The sequence below is a fragment of the Nocardia noduli genome, from assembly GCF_019038455.1.
Classification (GTDB): Bacteria; Actinomycetota; Actinomycetes; order Mycobacteriales; family Mycobacteriaceae; genus Nocardia; species Nocardia noduli.
This window is the reverse complement of the sequence record NZ_JAFMPL010000079.1, coordinates 20,914-37,489: the sequence shown is the minus strand read 5'-3', so window position 1 is coordinate 37,489 and position 16,576 is coordinate 20,914. Positions and strand designations below refer to the sequence as shown.

The 16,576-nt window shown below is 67.8% G+C and carries 18 protein-coding genes; 10 read left to right on the top strand and 8 right to left on the bottom strand.

Annotated elements, in window-relative coordinates; all coding sequences use genetic code 11:
• Positions 1 to 166: 166 nt before the first annotated feature.
• Positions 167 to 913 (top strand): alpha/beta fold hydrolase, encoded by a 747-nt coding sequence (locus JZ792_RS30100; RefSeq protein WP_216915804.1) that lies wholly within the window; start codon positions 167 to 169, stop codon positions 911 to 913.
• Here JZ792_RS30100 and JZ792_RS30095 read toward each other — a convergent pair.
• Positions 910 to 1,842: an iron-sulfur binding domain-containing protein gene (locus tag JZ792_RS30095; RefSeq protein WP_216915802.1), complete on the bottom strand. Its 933-nt coding sequence runs from the start codon at positions 1,840 to 1,842 to the stop codon at positions 910 to 912. The two genes, JZ792_RS30100 and JZ792_RS30095, sit on opposite strands and share 4 nt — an antisense overlap.
• A gap of 99 nt (positions 1,843 to 1,941) precedes the next feature.
• Here JZ792_RS30095 and JZ792_RS30090 point away from each other — a divergent pair, with 99 nt between their 5' ends.
• Both JZ792_RS30090 and JZ792_RS30085 read left to right on the top strand, forming a co-directional pair.
• Entirely contained in the window at positions 1,942 to 2,565 is a 624-nt protein-coding gene (locus JZ792_RS30090; protein WP_216915800.1) for a carbonic anhydrase, read from the top strand.
• A gap of 113 nt (positions 2,566 to 2,678) precedes the next feature.
• On the top strand, positions 2,679 to 3,338 hold the full coding sequence (locus JZ792_RS30085) for a hypothetical protein (RefSeq protein WP_216915798.1): 660 nt from the start codon (positions 2,679 to 2,681) through the stop codon (positions 3,336 to 3,338).
• A gap of 6 nt (positions 3,339 to 3,344) precedes the next feature.
• Here the strand turns inward: JZ792_RS30085 and radA are convergent, their stop codons facing one another.
• Entirely contained in the window at positions 3,345 to 4,727 is a 1,383-nt protein-coding gene (gene radA / locus JZ792_RS30080) for a DNA repair protein RadA (RefSeq protein ID WP_216915796.1), read from the bottom strand.
• A gap of 124 nt (positions 4,728 to 4,851) precedes the next feature.
• The gene (locus tag JZ792_RS30075; RefSeq protein WP_308165511.1) at positions 4,852 to 5,550 is read right to left on the bottom strand and encodes a copper chaperone PCu(A)C domain-containing protein; all 699 of its coding nucleotides are present in this window, start codon (positions 5,548 to 5,550) and stop codon (positions 4,852 to 4,854) included.
• Between the two features lie 440 nt (positions 5,551 to 5,990).
• Here JZ792_RS30075 and carD point away from each other — a divergent pair, with 440 nt between their 5' ends.
• From carD to JZ792_RS30045, 6 genes are all read left to right on the top strand, one after another.
• The gene (gene carD, locus JZ792_RS30070; RefSeq protein ID WP_011206964.1) at positions 5,991 to 6,479 is read left to right on the top strand and encodes an RNA polymerase-binding transcription factor CarD; all 489 of its coding nucleotides are present in this window, start codon (positions 5,991 to 5,993) and stop codon (positions 6,477 to 6,479) included.
• A gap of 3 nt (positions 6,480 to 6,482) precedes the next feature.
• A complete protein-coding gene (gene ispD / locus JZ792_RS30065) occupies positions 6,483 to 7,208 on the top strand; it encodes a 2-C-methyl-D-erythritol 4-phosphate cytidylyltransferase (protein ID WP_216915795.1) in 726 nt (241 codons plus the stop codon).
• A gap of 2 nt (positions 7,209 to 7,210) precedes the next feature.
• Complete coding sequence (gene ispF / locus JZ792_RS30060) at positions 7,211 to 7,678, top strand: 2-C-methyl-D-erythritol 2,4-cyclodiphosphate synthase (protein WP_216915811.1); 468 nt, start codon at positions 7,211 to 7,213, stop codon at positions 7,676 to 7,678.
• Between the two features lie 66 nt (positions 7,679 to 7,744).
• Entirely contained in the window at positions 7,745 to 9,145 is a 1,401-nt protein-coding gene (gene cysS, locus JZ792_RS30055) for a cysteine--tRNA ligase (protein WP_109525105.1), read from the top strand.
• Between the two features lie 70 nt (positions 9,146 to 9,215).
• On the top strand, positions 9,216 to 10,196 hold the full coding sequence (gene rlmB / locus JZ792_RS30050; protein ID WP_216915793.1) for a 23S rRNA (guanosine(2251)-2'-O)-methyltransferase RlmB: 981 nt from the start codon (positions 9,216 to 9,218) through the stop codon (positions 10,194 to 10,196).
• Positions 10,197 to 10,307: 111 nt separating this feature from the next.
• Positions 10,308 to 10,586 (top strand): DUF4190 domain-containing protein, encoded by a 279-nt coding sequence (locus JZ792_RS30045; RefSeq protein ID WP_109525107.1) that lies wholly within the window; start codon positions 10,308 to 10,310, stop codon positions 10,584 to 10,586.
• A gap of 73 nt (positions 10,587 to 10,659) precedes the next feature.
• On the opposite strand, the gene JZ792_RS30040 is transcribed toward JZ792_RS30045, so the two are convergent.
• Both JZ792_RS30040 and JZ792_RS30035 read right to left on the bottom strand, forming a co-directional pair.
• Positions 10,660 to 11,466, bottom strand: a complete 807-nt coding sequence (locus JZ792_RS30040) for an enoyl-CoA hydratase/isomerase family protein (RefSeq protein WP_109525108.1) — start codon at positions 11,464 to 11,466, stop codon at positions 10,660 to 10,662.
• A gap of 103 nt (positions 11,467 to 11,569) precedes the next feature.
• Positions 11,570 to 12,739 carry an acyl-CoA dehydrogenase family protein gene (locus JZ792_RS30035; protein ID WP_216915791.1) on the bottom strand — a complete coding sequence of 390 codons (1,170 nt, stop codon included), beginning with the start codon at positions 12,737 to 12,739 and terminating at the stop codon, positions 11,570 to 11,572.
• A gap of 182 nt (positions 12,740 to 12,921) precedes the next feature.
• Between JZ792_RS30035 and JZ792_RS30030 the strand changes: the two genes are divergently transcribed.
• Positions 12,922 to 13,662, top strand: coding sequence for an alpha/beta fold hydrolase (locus JZ792_RS30030; protein ID WP_216915789.1), 741 nt, complete (start codon positions 12,922 to 12,924; stop codon positions 13,660 to 13,662).
• A 52-nt stretch (positions 13,663 to 13,714) separates the two neighbouring features.
• Here the strand turns inward: JZ792_RS30030 and JZ792_RS30025 are convergent, their stop codons facing one another.
• From JZ792_RS30025 to JZ792_RS30015, 3 genes are read right to left on the bottom strand one after another with little or no spacing between them, the layout of a single operon-like run.
• On the bottom strand, positions 13,715 to 14,551 hold the full coding sequence (locus tag JZ792_RS30025; protein ID WP_254190550.1) for a metal ABC transporter permease: 837 nt from the start codon (positions 14,549 to 14,551) through the stop codon (positions 13,715 to 13,717).
• 29 nt (positions 14,552 to 14,580) lie between these two features.
• A complete protein-coding gene (locus tag JZ792_RS30020; protein ID WP_438804410.1) occupies positions 14,581 to 15,468 on the bottom strand; it encodes a metal ABC transporter ATP-binding protein in 888 nt (295 codons plus the stop codon).
• Positions 15,469 to 15,493: 25 nt separating this feature from the next.
• Positions 15,494 to 16,378: a metal ABC transporter solute-binding protein, Zn/Mn family gene (locus tag JZ792_RS30015; RefSeq protein ID WP_216915783.1), complete on the bottom strand. Its 885-nt coding sequence runs from the start codon at positions 16,376 to 16,378 to the stop codon at positions 15,494 to 15,496.
• Between the last annotated feature and the right edge of the window lie 198 nt (positions 16,379 to 16,576).

The window sequence follows — 16,576 nt, the reverse complement described above, 5'->3', positions numbered from 1 at the left end:
GTCGAACGCCCCCACCACAGGCGCGAGCCTTTCGAGCGCCCGGTTCGCGGCCGTCTCGCGTCCGAGCGGTCGAAGCGCATGCGCCGCAGGCGCGAGTCTCGACCGCTCGGACGCGAGACATAAGGGCCGCGAACCCGCCGCGCCGCAGGCGCGGCAAAATGTCACAGTGCTGTATGACGAAGGCGGTTCCGGGACGCCCATCCTGCTGTTGCACGGTTTGATGGGCAGTGCGCGGACCTGGTCCGACCATCTCGGGTGGTTGCGCCCGTTCGGCCATCTCTACACCTTCGACGCCGCCGGTCACGGCCGTCCGGCGCCCGTCGAGTTGTCCACCGAGGCCTTCATCGCCGATCTGGCCGCCGCCACCGAGGTGATCGCCGAGCCGATGGTCGTGATCGGCCATTCCATGGGTGGGCTGCACGGCTGGGTTTTCGCCGCGGAGTTCCCCGATCGGGTGCGCGGGCTGGTGGTGGAGGACATCGCCCCCGATTTCACCGGCCGCACCGCCGACGACTGGGCCGCGATGGTCGAGTCGTGGCCGCAGCCGTTTCCCGACGCGGACGCGGTGCTCGATTTCTTCGGCCCGGTCGCCGGTCGCTATTTCCTGAATTCGTTCGATCACGGCCCCGATGGCTATCGGCTGCACGGCGCGGTCGCCACGTTCCGCGATATCTCGCAGGAGTGGGGGAGTCGGGATTTCTGGGCGCAGTGGCGTGCCGTTCGGGTGCCGACCCTGTTGATCGAGGGGGAGCACACCATCACCCCGCCCGGGCAGATGCGGCAGATGGCTGAAGTCAGGCCGGGCACCGACTACGTATTGGTCAAGGATGCGGGACATCTCGTGCACGACGATCAGCCGGAGCGTTATCGGACCGAGGTGGAGCGGTTCCTGCGCCGCGTTCTCGGCGATTAACCGGGAGCCCCGCCCTCGCCCGCCAGCGCGAACAGCCCGTCCTCGGTCTGTTCGATCAGTCCGTCCATCAGCAGCGAATCGAGCGCGCGGTCCCGCTGGCCCGGATCCCTGGTCCACGCGAGATCCAGCCGGACCCGCTCGACCGGTCCGGTGGCGTCGCGCAGCACGTCGAGTAGCCGCCCCCTGGCCTGGCGGTCGGTGCCCTCGTATTTCTGGGTGCGTCGCACGGTCTCCGACGCCGGTCGTCCCGCGGTGATCCACGCGCAACTCGGCAGCGGGCAGCGGGCGCAGTCGGGATTGCGCGCGGTGCACACCGTCGCGCCGAGTTCCATCAGGGCGGCGGAGAAGGTGGCCGCGCGGTCGACGGATTCGGGTAGCAGCGCCTCGGTTTCGGGGAGGTCGCGCGAGGAGGGATTGCCCGCGTCCGCGAGTCCGTGCACCGCGCGCGCCACCACGCGGCGAACGTTCGTGTCGACCACGGGAACACGCTGACCGTAGGCGAAACAGGCGACCGCGCGTGCCGTGTACGCCCCGATGCCGGGCAGGCCGAGCAGCACGTCGACATCGGAGGGCACCTCGTCACCGTGGTCGGCGGCGAGGACGCGCGCGCATTCGTGCAACCGCAGCGCCCGGCGCGGATAGCCGAGTTTTCCCCAGGCCCGCAGCACTTCGGCCTGCGAGGAGGCCGCCATCGCCGATGGCACCGGCCAGCGCGCGACCCACTCCCGCCAGATCGGTTCGACGCGGACGACGGGGGTCTGCTGGAGCATGATCTCGCTCATCAGGATCTGCCACGCGGTCACTCCGGCACGCCGCCAGGGGAGATCGCGGGCGGTCGCGGCATACCATCGCAGCAACACCTCGGCATCGACCGCGTCGGGGGCGATCGCGCGCCGCGCGGAGACGACACGCCTTGTGGTGGCGGTCATATTCCTCACCGTTCCTGTCGTAGCACGGCAAGTCGATATTTGCCGACCCGTAACGCGCCGGACTCGCTGGTAGCGGTACGCCTGTGCACAATGGACGGTATGCCTGATTCCAATCCGATCAGCGCCTGGAAATCCCTTCGCGAGGGCAACGAGCGCTTTGTCAATGGCACGCTGCTGCATCCTAGCCAAGGAGCCGCCGACCGAGCCAAGTTGGTGAGCGGACAGCATCCGTCCGCGATCCTGTTCGGCTGCGGTGATTCCCGGGTCGCCGCCGAACTGATCTTCGACCAGGGCCTCGGCGATATGTTCGTGGTCCGCACCGCGGGTCACGTGGTCGACAGCTCGGTGCTGGGTTCGATCGAATACGGCGTGCAGGTGCTCGACGTCCCGCTCATCGTCGTGCTCGGGCACGACAGCTGCGGTGCGGTCAAAGCCACCATCGACGCGCTCGACGGCGGCGAGGTGCCGGGCGGATTCATCCGCAGCGTGGTCGAGAAGGTCGCCCCGTCCATTCTGATCGGCCGCCGCGAGGGTCTGGAGACCGTCGACGAGATGGAGGCCAGGCATGTGGTGGAGACCAGCAGGCTGCTGATGCAGCGTTCGATGATCATCTCCCAGCGGGTGGCGACCGGTGAATGCGCTATCGCGTGTGTCACCTACAAGCTGGTCGACGGCAGGGTTCAACTACATCGTGTCGTCGGCAACATCGGCGAGGTGGTCTGAGCCGCCGTCCGCCCAGCGTGCGGTGCTGAAATCGATCGGCGCGTCGGCGTAGGACGACTCGACACGCCGAGGTCCTGAGTCGCGTTATCCTCCCGTGCCTTTAACGTTGAGGCGTGCTGGAACCGACTGGACCGCTGCCACCGGAGATCTACTGGCGTCGTCGTGTCTTCGCCATCGGCGCTCTGGTCGTGGCGTTCGCCTTGGTGATCTGGTTGGTGGTGATGGTCGCGCGCGGCGGCAACTCGCCCGGTGATCCGAATGCCACCGGTGGTGCGAGCTCTACGTCGGCGGTCAAGAATTCCTCGTCCACAGCGTCGGGGGGCGGGGAATCGTCGAAGACGACGGGCAGTGCCGCCGCGACCGCCACCGCGGTCGCGGCGGGCCAGTGCCCCGATCAGTCGCTCGCGGTGAAGGTCACCGTGGAGCAGCCGACCTACCGGCCCGGTGAGCAGCCGGTCTTCGGCATCGTCATCACGAATATCTCGTCGGTGGCGTGCGCCCGCGACGTCGGTTCGGGTCTGCAACAGATCTCGGTGTACTCGCTGGACGGCCAGCGCAGGTTGTGGTCGAGTACCGACTGCTATCCCGACGGCCAGCCCGATCTGCGCACCCTCAATCGCGGTGAGCAGGCGGCGTTCCAGGTCACCTGGTCCGGCTCCACCTCGCAGCCCAATTGCGCGGGCGAACGCGTCCCGGTCCCGGCGGGCGCCTATTCGGTTGTCGCGCAGCTCGGTTCGGTGCGTAGCGCGGCCGAGCCGTTCAATATCGCCTGAGAGCCCTTATTCGCCCCGCGACTTGCGTAATCCGCAGAGCCGGATCGCCGACCGCAGATCGGCCACTTCGTGAATTTTCATGCCGCCGCCTTTCGGCCTGTCCGATCCCGGCGGTACGACCGCGTCGGTGAAGCCGAGGCGTTCGGCTTCGGCCAGCCTGCGCGTCAGGCCCGTCACCTTGCGCACCTCACCGGCCAAACCGACCTCGCCGAGGATCACCCAGCCCGCGGGCAGCGCGATATCGGATTCCGAACTCGCAATGGCGAGCGCGATCGCCAGATCGGCGGTGGGTTCGACCAAGCGCATACCGCCGACCGTGGCGGCGTAGACATCGTGTTTGCCGAGGAAGACCCGGCCGCGGCTCTGCAACACGGCCAGCACCATCGCGACGCGGTTGTAGTCCAGTCCGCTGACGGCACGCCGCGGGGCCGGGATCTCGGTTTTCACGGTCAGCCCCTGCACTTCACCGACCAGCGGACGTTTACCGTCCATCGCCACCGTCACGGCCGTGCCCGGCACCGAATCGGTCCGGTGGTGCAGGAAAAGTCCCGACGGGTCGTCGACACCTCTGATTCCGTCGTCGTGCAATTCGAAACAGCCGACCTCGTCGGCGCTGCCGAAACGATTCTTGATACCGCGCACCATGCGCAGGGTGGAATTCTTGTCGCCTTCGAATTGCAGCACCACGTCGACCAGATGCTCCAGCGTGCGCGGGCCCGCGACATTGCCGTCCTTGGTGACATGTCCCACCAGCAGGACCGCGATTCCGCTCGCCTTGGCCAGCGAGGTCAGCGCGGCGGTGACCGCGCGTACCTGGGTGACGCCGCCGGTGACGCCGTCCACCTCCGGGGCGAGGATGGTCTGCACCGAGTCGACCACGAGCAGGCTCGGGCGCACCTGCTCGACATGTCCGAGCAGAATCGATAGGTCGGATTCCGCGGCCAGATACACCCGCTCGTGTATCGCTCCCGTGCGGTCGGCCCGCAGCCTGACCTGGCCCGCCGATTCCTCCGCGGTCACATACAGCGATGTGTGCTCGTGCTGGGCGGCCCACCGGTAGGCGACCTCGAGCAGCAGCGTGGATTTGCCCACCCCGGGCTCGCCGGACAGCAGCACCACCGACCCGGGGACGACACCACCGCCGAGCACCCGGTCCAATTCCGGCACCCCCGTGGTGCGCGCCTTGGTGATCTGGGAATCGATGGTGGAGATGGGCGCGGCCGCCGTGCTCGGCAACATCGCGCGCCGCGCGGGCACACCGGCCGGTGTCGCGGCGACGGCGATCTCGTCCACGGCGCCCCACGCCCCGCAGCCGGGGCATTTGCCGACCCATTTGGCTACCTCGTGCGAGCAGGCGGAGCACCGGAAGATCGGCTTGGTCTTGGCCACACGCGCACCTTACGTACCGGGTCCGACAGTGGCTCGCCCGACAGCGGCTCGACCGACACGGGGCCGTACCGACGAAGAAGGCTGCCGCATCGGGATGCGGCAGCCTCGTTCGGGTCTGTGGGGCTCAGTGCCCGCCGGATCCCCCGTGGCCGCCCTCGGCCGCCGGACCCGACTTATCGGATTCGTGGCGTTCGGTGGCGGTGCCCGCGTCGACCGGAACCTCGATCTTGACCGGCCCGTTGCGCTCGAAGTTGAACACCACGCTGTAGGTGAGGCCGGGGATGATGTCGCGGGTCAGTCCGGTGATCTCGATCCGCGCCGGATCGGCCTCGGGATCGGTGACCGCCTTGTCGCCGGTGGCCGTCGCGGCGTGCGAGTCCGATCCGTGCGAGTCGGTGCCGTGCGAATCGGCCGCGGGCGATCCTGCCGTCTCGGTCTGCTTCGGCGCCGCGACGACATTGCGCAGCGCGGGGATCACGATGGCCGACTGACCGGCGGGCGGGGTGATCTTCACCGTGCCGAGGTCGGTCGTGACGCTGATCAGCTTGTCGTCGGTGGTCTCGCTGTTGTTGATGATCGACAGCGCGAGCAGGGCGTTGCCGCCCTTGACGTTGGTGTAGCCGGTGCCCGGGTAGACGACGTGCACATTGCGCAGCGAGATCTGCTCGACGTCCACGCTGCTGCCGTTCACGGCGGAGACCTGGTCCGCGGTCTGCGAGATCTGGCCGGCGCTACAACCGGAGATCGCGATCGCCGCGCCCGCGGCGAGTGCGGCAACCGTCACCATACGACGTCGCGTCCACGCCCCAGAAGAGGCGGTCACAGCATTCAGGGCAGTCACGGGTTGTCCTCCATGTCGACCGGGCTCACTCCGCTACAGAGAGTAGTAACTAGGCAGCGTAGTAGTCGATGTCGAGTCGGGCCGCACCGGCCGTGCTTTTCGACGGCGGCGTGCCGCGTCGCGCGCGCGGGACACGCGCGGGAAAGAAAATATGACTCCGGCGGCTTCCCGATGTTCTTCGCAACCTTTGCATAACGGTTTCCGCGATCGCGAACTGCGATTGCGCGGACGGTGTCGGGTAATCGCGGCGCTGGGGGCGGGGACAGCGCCGGTGGATAACCCGTTCCGGCACAACCTAATGCACACCCCGCCGGTTCTGTCAACCCCTGCGGTTGCCTCGTTGTGGCCCTGACCTGCGCCGTTGATCGCGCCGTTACCGAGTCGCATGTTAAACTGTGAACATCGAAAGGGGCACGGGACACATGATTTTTAAGGTCGGAGACACCGTCGTTTACCCCCACCACGGAGCGGCGCTGATCGAAGCAATCGAGACTCGCACCATCAAGGGTGAGCAAAAAGAGTATCTGGTCCTGAAGGTCGCTCAGGGCGATCTTACTGTTCGGGTTCCCGCGGAGAACGCCGAATACGTCGGCGTTCGTGACGTCGTCGGCCAGGAGGGTCTCGATCGAGTCTTCCAGGTGCTGCGGGCGCCGCACACCGAGGAGCCGACCAACTGGTCGCGTCGCTACAAGGCCAACCTGGAAAAGCTGGCCTCCGGTGACGTCAACAAGGTGGCAGAGGTCGTGCGCGACCTGTGGCGTCGTGAGCAGGATCGCGGGCTGTCCGCCGGTGAGAAGCGGATGCTCGCCAAGGCGCGTCAGATCCTCGTCGGCGAGCTCGCGCTCGCCGAGGGAACCGATGACGGCAAGGCAGAGACCCTGCTCGACGAGGTCCTCGCAGCGGCTTCCTGAACCGTGAACAACGCTGACAACGACAGATCTGTCGTTGCCTTGGTGCCTGCCGCCGGTCGCGGCGTGCGTCTGGGTGCGAATGCACCCAAGGCGTTCGTCGAGGTCGGCGGCACACCTATGGTCCGACTCGCCGTAGACGGACTGATCGCCTCGGGGGCGGTCGACCGGATCATCGTCATGGTGCCCCCGGAATCGGTCGAGAGCGCAGTCGCCCTGCTGTCGCACTCGGCTGTGCGGGATATCGTGCGGATCGTGGTCGGTGGAGCCGAGCGCACCGATTCGGTGCGCGCCGGTATCGCCGCCGCGCCCGAGGCTTCCTACTATCTGGTGCACGACGCCGCCCGCGCGCTGACGCCGCCCGGGCTGATCGCCGATGTCGTCGCCCAGTTGCGCGCGGGTCATCCCGCGGTCGTTCCCGCGCTGCCCGTGGTCGACACCGTCAAATCCGTCGACGCGCTCGGCACCGTCACCGGCACGCCGGACCGGGCCACGTTGCGCGCGATCCAGACACCCCAGGGCTTCGAGGCCGGACTGCTGCGGACCGCGTACGCGGCCGACGTGCACGCCACCGACGACGCGGGTCTGGTCGAACTGCTCGGTGCGCCGGTGCGCACCATCGCGGGCGACCCGCTCGCCTTCAAGATCACCACTCGGCTCGATCTGATGCTCGCCGAGACGATACTTTCCCGACACGCCGCCGAGCGCCCGGAAATCGTGCGGACGTCATGAGCATGCGTGTGGGAATCGGCAGCGATGTCCATCCGATCGAACCCGGCCGCCGATGTTGGATGGCCGGCCTGCTTTTCGAGGATGCCGACGGCTGTTCCGGACATTCCGATGGCGACGTGGCCGCGCACGCCCTGTGCGACGCGCTGCTCTCCGCCGCCGGACTCGGAGATGTCGGCGCGGTCTTCGGGGTGGGTCGCCCGGAGTGGGAGAACGTATCCGGTGCGACCATGCTCGAAGAGGTGCGTAGGCTCCTGGGTGAGGCCGGCTTCGATGTTGTCAATGCCGCCGTACAGGTAATCGGCAACCGCCCCAAGATCGGACCGCGTCGCGCGGAAGCCCAGGAGGTCCTGGGCGCCCTGCTCGGCGCACCGGTGTCGGTATCCGGCACCACGTCCGACGGCCTCGGTCTCACCGGCCGGGGCGAGGGCATCGCCGCAATCGCCACGGCTTTGCTGCGACAACGCGTATAGCACCCTGGTTCGGCAGACCTGAGCCGGGGCAAGAACGCCCAGCTACACCGACTAGGATCGACTGCCGTGACTCTGCGCCTCTTTGACACCGAAACGCGGACCCTGCGCGAATTCGCGCCGTTGGTCCCCGGCCGAGCTTCGGTGTACCTGTGTGGCGCGACCGTTCAGGGTGAACCCCATATCGGTCATGTGCGCAGCGGCGTCGCCTTCGACGTGCTGCGGAGGTGGTTGCAGGCGCACGATTACGACGTCTGGTTCATCCGCAATGTCACCGATATCGAAGACAAGATCCTGACCAAGGCCGCCGAGGCGGGCAGGCCGTGGTGGGAGTGGGCCGCCACCTACGAGCGCGCCTTCGACCGGGCCTACGATCTGCTCGGCGTGCAGGCGCCGTCGGCCGAACCGCGCGCCACCGGGCACATCACGCAGATGATCGACCTGATGCACCGGTTGATCGAACGCGGCCACGCGTACGCCTCCGAAGGCAATGTGTATTTCGACGTGGTGAGTTATCCGGATTACGGCAAACTGTCCGGCCACCGACTCGATGACGTGCACCAGGGCGAGAGCGCGGGTGCGGGTAAACGCGACGCGCGCGATTTCACCCTGTGGAAGGCCGCGAAACCGGGTGAGCCGAGTTGGCCGTCGCCGTGGGGTCCCGGCCGTCCGGGATGGCACCTGGAATGCTCGGCGATGGCCGAGTACTACCTCGGTTCCGAATTCGATATCCACTGCGGTGGAATGGATCTGGTTTTTCCCCATCACGAGAACGAAGTCGCCCAGTCGAAAGCGGCGGGCGACGGTTTCGCGCGTTACTGGCTGCACAACGGCTGGGTGACGATGGGCGGGGAGAAGATGTCGAAATCGCTCGGCAATGTGCTGTCGGTCCCGAATATGCTGAAAAAGGTTCGCGCCGTGGAACTCCGGTTCTATCTCGGCAGCGCGAACTACCGTTCGATGCTCGAATATTCGGACAAGGCTTTGAACGACGCCGTGGCCTCCTATCAGCGCATCGAATCCTTCCTGCACCGGGTGGTCGACCGGGCCGGAGAGATTCCGGTCGGTAAATGGACCGACGCTTTCGCCGAGGCCATGGACGACGATCTCGCGGTGCCGCGCGCGCTGGCCGAGGTGCACCGGGTGGTGCACGACGGCAACAAGGCGCTGGAATCGGGTTCGATCGACGAGGCACGTGAACTGGCCGGTCAGGTCAGGGGGATGTTGAGCATTCTCGGCGTGTGCCCGTTCGACCCGCGGTGGTACAGCGGGAAGGACAATTCGACCGCGCTCGACGCGCTCGATGTGCTGGTCCGCGCCGAACTCGACCGCCGCCAGCAGGCGCGCGCGGACAAGGACTGGGCGAGCGCCGACGCGGCACGGGACCGGTTGCAGAACGCCGGTATCGAGGTGACCGACACCTCCGACGGCCCGGAGTGGTCGCTCGTCGATCCCAAGGGCGCCCGATGAGCCGCGACGTGTTCGACAGGCCGAAGGCACGCGGGCGCTCCTGCCCGACACCGCGCGGAAAGGCGTACTGATGGCAGGGAATTCGCAGCGACGAGGGGCTATCCGCAAGGGCAGCACCAAGAAGGGTGCCGTCGTCGGCTCCGGTGGTAAGCGCAGGCGTGGTCTGGAAGGTCGGGGCGCGACCCCGCCCGCCGAGGCGCGCACCAAACACCCGGCGGCCAAACGTGCCGCGGCCAAGGCGAAGGCGGCGGCCAACCAGCCGAACAAACGCGGTTCGTCGGGTCGCCCGGCCGGTCGCAAGAGTGACGACGGTCCCGAGTTGGTGCTCGGTCGCAACCCGGTCGTCGAATGTCTGCGTGCCGAGGTGCCCGCGACGGCGCTGTACGTGGCCGTCGGCACCGAGAACGACGATCGACTCACCGAGAGTGTGAAGATCGCCGCCGACGCGGGGATCTCGATCCTCGAGGTGCCGCGCACCGATCTGGATCGCTTGAGCGCCAACGGATTGCACCAGGGCGTCGCCCTCCAGGTGCCGCCGTACCGCTACGCGCACCCCGACGACCTGCTCGACCGGGTCCGCGGCACCGCCGAACCCGCCCTGCTGGTCGCGCTGGACAATATCTCCGATCCGCGTAATCTCGGCGCGGTCATCCGCTCGGTGGCGGCTTTCGGTGGTCAGGGTGTACTGATCCCGTCGCGCCGCAGCGCGAGTGTCACCGCCGTGGCGTGGCGGACCAGCGCGGGCGCCGCGGCCAGGCTTCCGGTCGCGCGCGCCACCAATCTGACTCGCACGCTGAAGGATTGGGCGAGCAAGGGTTATCAGATCATCGGTCTGGACGCGGGCGGCGACACCACCCTCGACGATTTCGACGGGCGTGAGCCGACCGTGATCGTCGTCGGTTCGGAGGGCAAGGGCCTGTCCCGTCTCGTCCGCGAAACCTGTGATTCCATCCTGAGCATTCCGATGGCGGGGCCGGTCGAATCCCTCAACGCCTCGGTCGCCGCCGGTGTGGTGCTGGCCGAGGTTGCCCGCCAACGACGTTCGTCCTGATCGCCGATCCGGTCACCGTGCGTGATCGGTCGGCCGGGGCGGCGGCCGCCGCCGAACACGCTGCGCGGCAGCCGCTGCCAAAAACCCCGGGGCCCCCGTAGAATTCGGTGAGTGGTCATACCGAACCAGCCCATCGGGCAGCCAGTCGAGCATCCCAATGCGCAGGCCGTGTTGTTCATCGGCGCCGCGAGTCTGCTGTGCTGCGGAGCACTCGGGCCGGTGGCGTGGGCGATGGGCAGGCGCGCGCTCGACCAGATCGAAGAATCCGGCGGCGCCTACGGTGGCCGCGCTCAGGTGCTCGTCGGCTACGTGCTCGGTGTCGTCGGCACCATCTGCATGATCATCATGGCTATCCTGTTCATCCTGCTCGTGTTGCGCGGCGGCGCCTGACGCCGCGGGAGAACCCTGCGGGAACAGAACCCGGCGGCACCCGTCCGGTCGAGACCTGGGTGCCGGGTTCGGGTCAGTCCAGTACCGGTCGTTCGGCGACGGCCTTGTCCCAGGCGGGCCATTCGGCGCTGATACTGCCGGTCCAATTGGGCTGCCTGCGATCGCGGAAGGCCGCCATGGCCTCGTCACCGTCGACACTCTCGGCGGCGTGCGCGTTCAGATCGGTTTCCAGCTTTCCGACCACGGCCGGACTCATCCGCAGACCTTCCCACAGCAGCCGCTTGGACAGCGCCACCGGCAGCGGGGCCGATCCGTTGGCCATGTCGTGCGCCACCGACAGCGCGGTCGGCAGCACCTCGGACCCGTCGAGGCAGCTGTTGGCCAGGCCCATCGACTTGGCCTCTTCACCGTCGAAGGTGCGCCCTGTCAGCATGATGTCGGCGGCGTTCGCCATGCCGACCAGCCGGGGCAGCGTCCAGTGCGCGTAACCGTCGGCGAGTACGCCGCGTCTGACCTGGGTGAGGCCGTAGACCGCGTCGCGCGCCATATAGCGCAGGTCGCATTGCAGGGCGAGCGCGAGACCGATCCCCACCGCGTGACCGTTGACGGCGGCGATCACCGGTTTGCGGATCTGCCACGGGGCCGGATCGATGGTCGCGCTGACCTCACCCACCCGACTGGACAGGTCCGCGCCCGCGCAGAACGCGGGCGGAGTTCCGGTGATGACGACCACGCGGATCGCGTCCTCGGCGTCGCACCGGTGCAACGCGGCGCTCAGTTCGGCAGTCATCGCCGGGGTGAACGCGTTCTGCTGCGCGGGACGATTGAGTGTGAGCACGGCGATGCCCGCTGAGACATCGACGAGCAATTCCGAACTCATGCCAGCATGGTAGTCGTATCGAATTCCAGTCGTCCGCGGCTCCGGCTCAACTGCCCCACCCGAACCACTCGTCCCAGCCCTTTCGCTCGGCCTTTCCGCCGTGTCAGCGCAGCACGCGGCGGCCGATAGCGTATTTGTGCACCTCGGTCGGGCCGTCGTAGAGCCGGAAGGCGCGCATGTCGCGGAAGATCATCTCGACGACCGTCTCGTCGCTGATCCCGATGCCGCCGAGAACCTGAACGCACCGGTCGGCGACCTTGAACAGTTCCTCGGAGACGAACGATTTGGCGATGGAACTCTCGTGTCTGGCCTTCTCGCCCTGGTCCATCAGCCAGCAGGCGTGCCAGATGGTCAGTCGGCACTGGTGCAGCGCGATCTCGTTATCGGCAAGCATGAACGACACGCCCTCGTGTTCGCCGATCGGCTTGCCGAAGGCGGTGCGAGTCTTGGCGTAGTCGACGGCGATGCTCTGCGCGCGTTCGGCCGCGCCCAGCCAGCGCATGCAGTGGGTCAGCCGTGCCGGAGCCAGCCGCAGTTGGGCGTAGCGCAGCGCCTGACCGGTATCGCCGAGCAGCGACTCCTTCGGCAGCACCAGGTTGTCGAAACGGACAACGCCGTGCCCGCCCACGTAGTTGCGGTCCATGGTGTTCATGGTGCGTTCGATGACGATGCCCGGCTGATCGCCGTCGGTCAGGAACAGGGTCGGGCCGTCGGGCACGTGCGGGTTCGGCGCGACCCGGGCCATGATGATCCAGGTCTTCGCGCCGTTCGCGCCCGTGATCAGCCATTTGCGTCCGTTGATGGTGAAATTCTCGCCGTCGAACACGGCTTCGGTGGCCAGCTGGTTCGGATCCGAGCCCGCGCCGTCGGGTTCGGTCATCGCGAAGACGGTGCGCTGGTGGCCGTTGATGGCGGGCATGAGGTGCCGGTCGATCTGATCCGGGTTCGCGATCTTCGACAGCAGGTACATATTGCCCTCGTCGGGGGCGGCGCAGTTCATCGCCACCGGGCCCAGGGTCGACCAGCCCGCCGCCTCGTAGATCACTGCCTGCTCGATATGGGTCAGCCCGCGTCCGCCCAATTGCTCGGGCGCCTGGACGGTCAGCAATTTCTCGGCACGGGCCAGTTCGACCAGTTCCTGGCGCAGTTCGTCGGTCGGCCCGTGGGAGGTCAGGCGCGGATCCCGCTCGAACGGGACGATCTTGTCGATGACGAATCGCCGCACGCGGTCGCGTTCGGCGGCGAGGTCGGCGGGAATCGAGAAATCGATCATCGGTGATCACCATTCGGTCGGCGGCGTGTGTGTCGAGCATACGAAACCCCGACCCCTCGACTGAAGGCGGATGCCATCAAATGGTCCCGATCCCCTGCGGTCTGGCGGTCGATCAGGATCGCGCGCTAAATTTTGTTCGCCACACAAACATTTCTCGCGAAGGCCGCACTCGAGGGGGTCCGATGGCGACGGTGTACGTCGACAACGCCGGTGTGCGACTGCACGTCATCGATAATCGGCGCGAGGGTTCGGGCGTGCCGGTGCTGGTCGTTCCAGGCACCGGCGAAGACGCCGAGGACTACACCTGGCAACTGGAGGGGCTGGGCGACCGGCGCGTGGTCGTCGTCGACGTACGCGGGCGGGGTCGCAGTGACGCTCCGGCACGCGGATACACCTGGCAGCACCACTACGGCGATGTGCTCGCCGTGATGACCGCGTGCGAACTGCGACGGCCGATCGTGATGGGCTATTCGCGCGGCACGCCCTACGCCATCGGGGCGGCGCTGCACGCGGACCACCGGGTGGCCGGGCTGGTGATCAACGACTATCAGGCGCGGCACGTCTTCCTGCCACCGGAGGCGGTCGAGCGGCTGTCCGCGATGCGGGTGCACGGCCGCACGGTCACCGAACGGATGCCGTCGCACGTGATCGAGGCCGTGGCCGCGGAGAGCGAGGAGGTGTCGCTGTGGGAGCGGCTGCCCGAACTCGGCTGCCCGGTGCTGGTCCTCCGAGGTGGCAGGCGGGGGTCGGTGGTCGACGATGCCGCCGCCGACCGCTATCGCGCCGCCGCCGAGAACGTGGAAGTCGTGACGCTCCCCGAGCGCGGTCACGGCCTGTGGAGCAACGACATTCCCTCCTACCTCGCCGCGTTGACGCCGTTCCTCACCGCCGTCGATCAGGATGCCGACCGGATCTCCCGGTGAGGTCGTGACGTCGGCGCATGGCGGAGGCCACCTCGATTCAGAGGTGGACCGCTCAGCGCACGCCGACCGTTCGCCGCCGCCGAGCGCCGATCATCCGGCAGATCAGGTAGATCAGGAACGACAGTGTGGTCACGAAGGTCGACACCGGCACGCCGGGTGCCAGTGACAACAAAATGCCGCCGACCGCCGCGATCTCGGCGAAAACCACCGCGAGCACGGTCGCGCGGACCGGGTTCGCGGTGAGCTGGGCCGCCGCGGCCGCGGGGGTGATCAACAGCGCGAGAACCAGCAGCGCGCCGACGATCTGCACGCCGAAGGCGGCGGTGATCCCGAGCATGACCGCGAAGACGATCGAGAGCGCGCGTACCGGAACACCCTTGGCCACCGCGACTTCCGGATCGCTGCTGGCGAACAACAGTGGGCGGTAGACGAAGGCGAGGACGGCGAGCACCCCGATGGTGCAGGTGGTGAGCAGCGCGAGCCCGCTGTAGCCGACGCTGACGACCTGTCCGGTCAGCAGCGAGAATTTCGATCCGGCCCGTTCCGGCCCGAGCCACAGGAAGAGCACGGACAGGCCGAGGCCGAACGACAGCACCACCGCGATCACCGAATCGCGTTCCCGCGCTTTGGTTCCCAGCGCGCCGAACAGGACGGCGGCGACCACCGATCCGATGATCGCACCGAGCCCGACGCCGATTCCGGCGAGCAGCGCGGCCGCCGCGCCGGTCAGTGACAGTTCGCTGGTGCCGTGTACCGCGAACGACATCTGCCTGCTGATGATGAGCGGACCGATCGCCCCGGCCAGCAGGCCGAGCATCGCGGCGGCCAGCACCGCCTGTTGGACGAAGTCGTAGGAGAGCAGGTCGGCGGTGGTGCCGAAATCGAACATCCTCGAGAACACGCCCGCGAGTTTGTCGTTCACGCGCGCACCCGGTTCGGATCGGTATCGGCATGGCAGTGCTGTGCGCCCGCCGCGCCGAGCGCGTCCATGGTGTCACCGGTGCCGACGACGACGAGCCGTCCGCGTACCCGAAGCACGTCGACCTCGGTGCCGTACAGCTCGGAGAGCACCTCCGAGGTCATCACCTCGTCCGGCGGCCCGATCCGGAACCGGCCGTCGACCAGGTACAGCACCCGGTCCACCAGCGGCAGAATCGGATTGATCTCGTGGGTGACGAACAGTACCGCGGTGCCGTGCGCGCGTCTGCGCTGCTCGATCAGTTCGGAGACCAGGCGTTGGTTGGCCAGGTCCAGACTCAGCAACGGTTCGTCGCACAGCAGCACCTTCGGGTCGCCGACCAGCGCCTGCGCGACCCGTAGCCGCTGCTGCTCACCACCGGACAGCGATTCCAGGGGGTGCTGGGCGAACGCCTCGGCCCCCACGTCGGCGATGGCGGCGGCGACCTTGCGCTTGCGTTCGGCGCGGCCGCGCAGTCCGAGTCCCCATCGGTGTCCGTCGACGCCGAGGCCGACGAGGTCGACGCCGCGCAACTGCACGCCCGCGTCGATCGTCTTCTGTTGCGGCACATAGCCGATATCGTGATTGCCCGCTCGAACGGGCGTTCCGGCGATGTGCGCGTGCCCGGAACTGAGCGCGAGCCGCCCGAGCAGCACCCGCATCAGCGAGGTCTTACCCGATCCGTTGGGACCGAGGACGGCGACGAATTCGCCCGGCGCGACCTCGAGGTCGAGGTCCCGCCACAGCGTGCGATCGCCGAAGGCGAGGCTCGCGGCTTCGAGGCGGACCGCGGCCGCACCGTCGGTGCCGGTCGCCCGCCGTTCCAGCCGATCGGTGTGCTCGGTCAGCGCGGCTCCCTTGTTCATCGCACGCCTACCGGAGTGCGGAGGCGAGCGCCTCGGCGTTCTTGCTCTGCCACTGAATGTAATCGACCCCTTCGGGCAGGGTTTCGCTCACCTCGACCACGGCGACTCCGTTCTTCTCGGCGATATCGCGCAGGTCGCGGGTGATCTTGTCCTGGGTCTGCACGTTGTAGACCAGGGCGCGTACCCGCTTGCCGGTCAACAGGTCGCGGGTGGCGGCGACGGCGGCGGGCGCGGGATCGGTCTCCTGTTCGATCGCCTCCTGGAATTCGGCGGGGGTGCGGTCCAGCGCACCCGAGGCGAGCAGCAGGTAGTGCGCGAGCGGTTCGGTCTGCAACACCGGGGTGCCGGGGTGTTCGGCGGCGATCTTGCCGGTGATCGCGGAGACGCCGGTCAGCCGGGCCTTGAAATCCGCCGCGCGTTCGGTGTACCCGGCGGCGTGGTCGGCGTCGACCTCGCCGAGTGCCGCGGCGATCCGGTCGGCGACGGTCGCGACGGTGGTGACGTCGTACCAGACGTGCTCGTTCTCGTCGGAGGTGTCGGTGCGCGACTCGAAGGCGTCGACGGTGCGCTTGCCCCTGCCCTCGATCGCCTTCTCGATGAATTCGTCGTAGCCGCCGCCGTTGTAGACGATCAGGTCGGCGTCGCTGATCTTCGCCGATTCCACCGCCGAGGTCTCGTGCGAATGGGGATCGGCGGCCGGATCGGTGATCAGCGCGGTCACCGTGGCATCCGAACCCGCGATGACCGAGGCGATACTGCCCCACACGTTGGTCGAGGCGACGACTTCGGGCTTCCCGGAATCGTCGGAGCCGCTGCCGCAGGCGGTCAGTGTCGCCGCGGTCGCCACCCCCAGGGCGAGACCGGCGAACTTCAGGGCGAATCGACTCTTCACGCGGAGGACTCCTGGTGCGGTGGATCTGGGTGCGTCACGGCTCCGGCGGGGCTGATCACCCGGGTCCGTGGTGCGCTAGATCATAATGGAAATCGTTACCGTTTAACTTTAACAGGGGTCCGCAAATCGGGAACCGCCCACCCACCGCCCAAACCCTGCCCGGGCGACGCCAAGGGGGTCGAACCCGCGCACCACCGC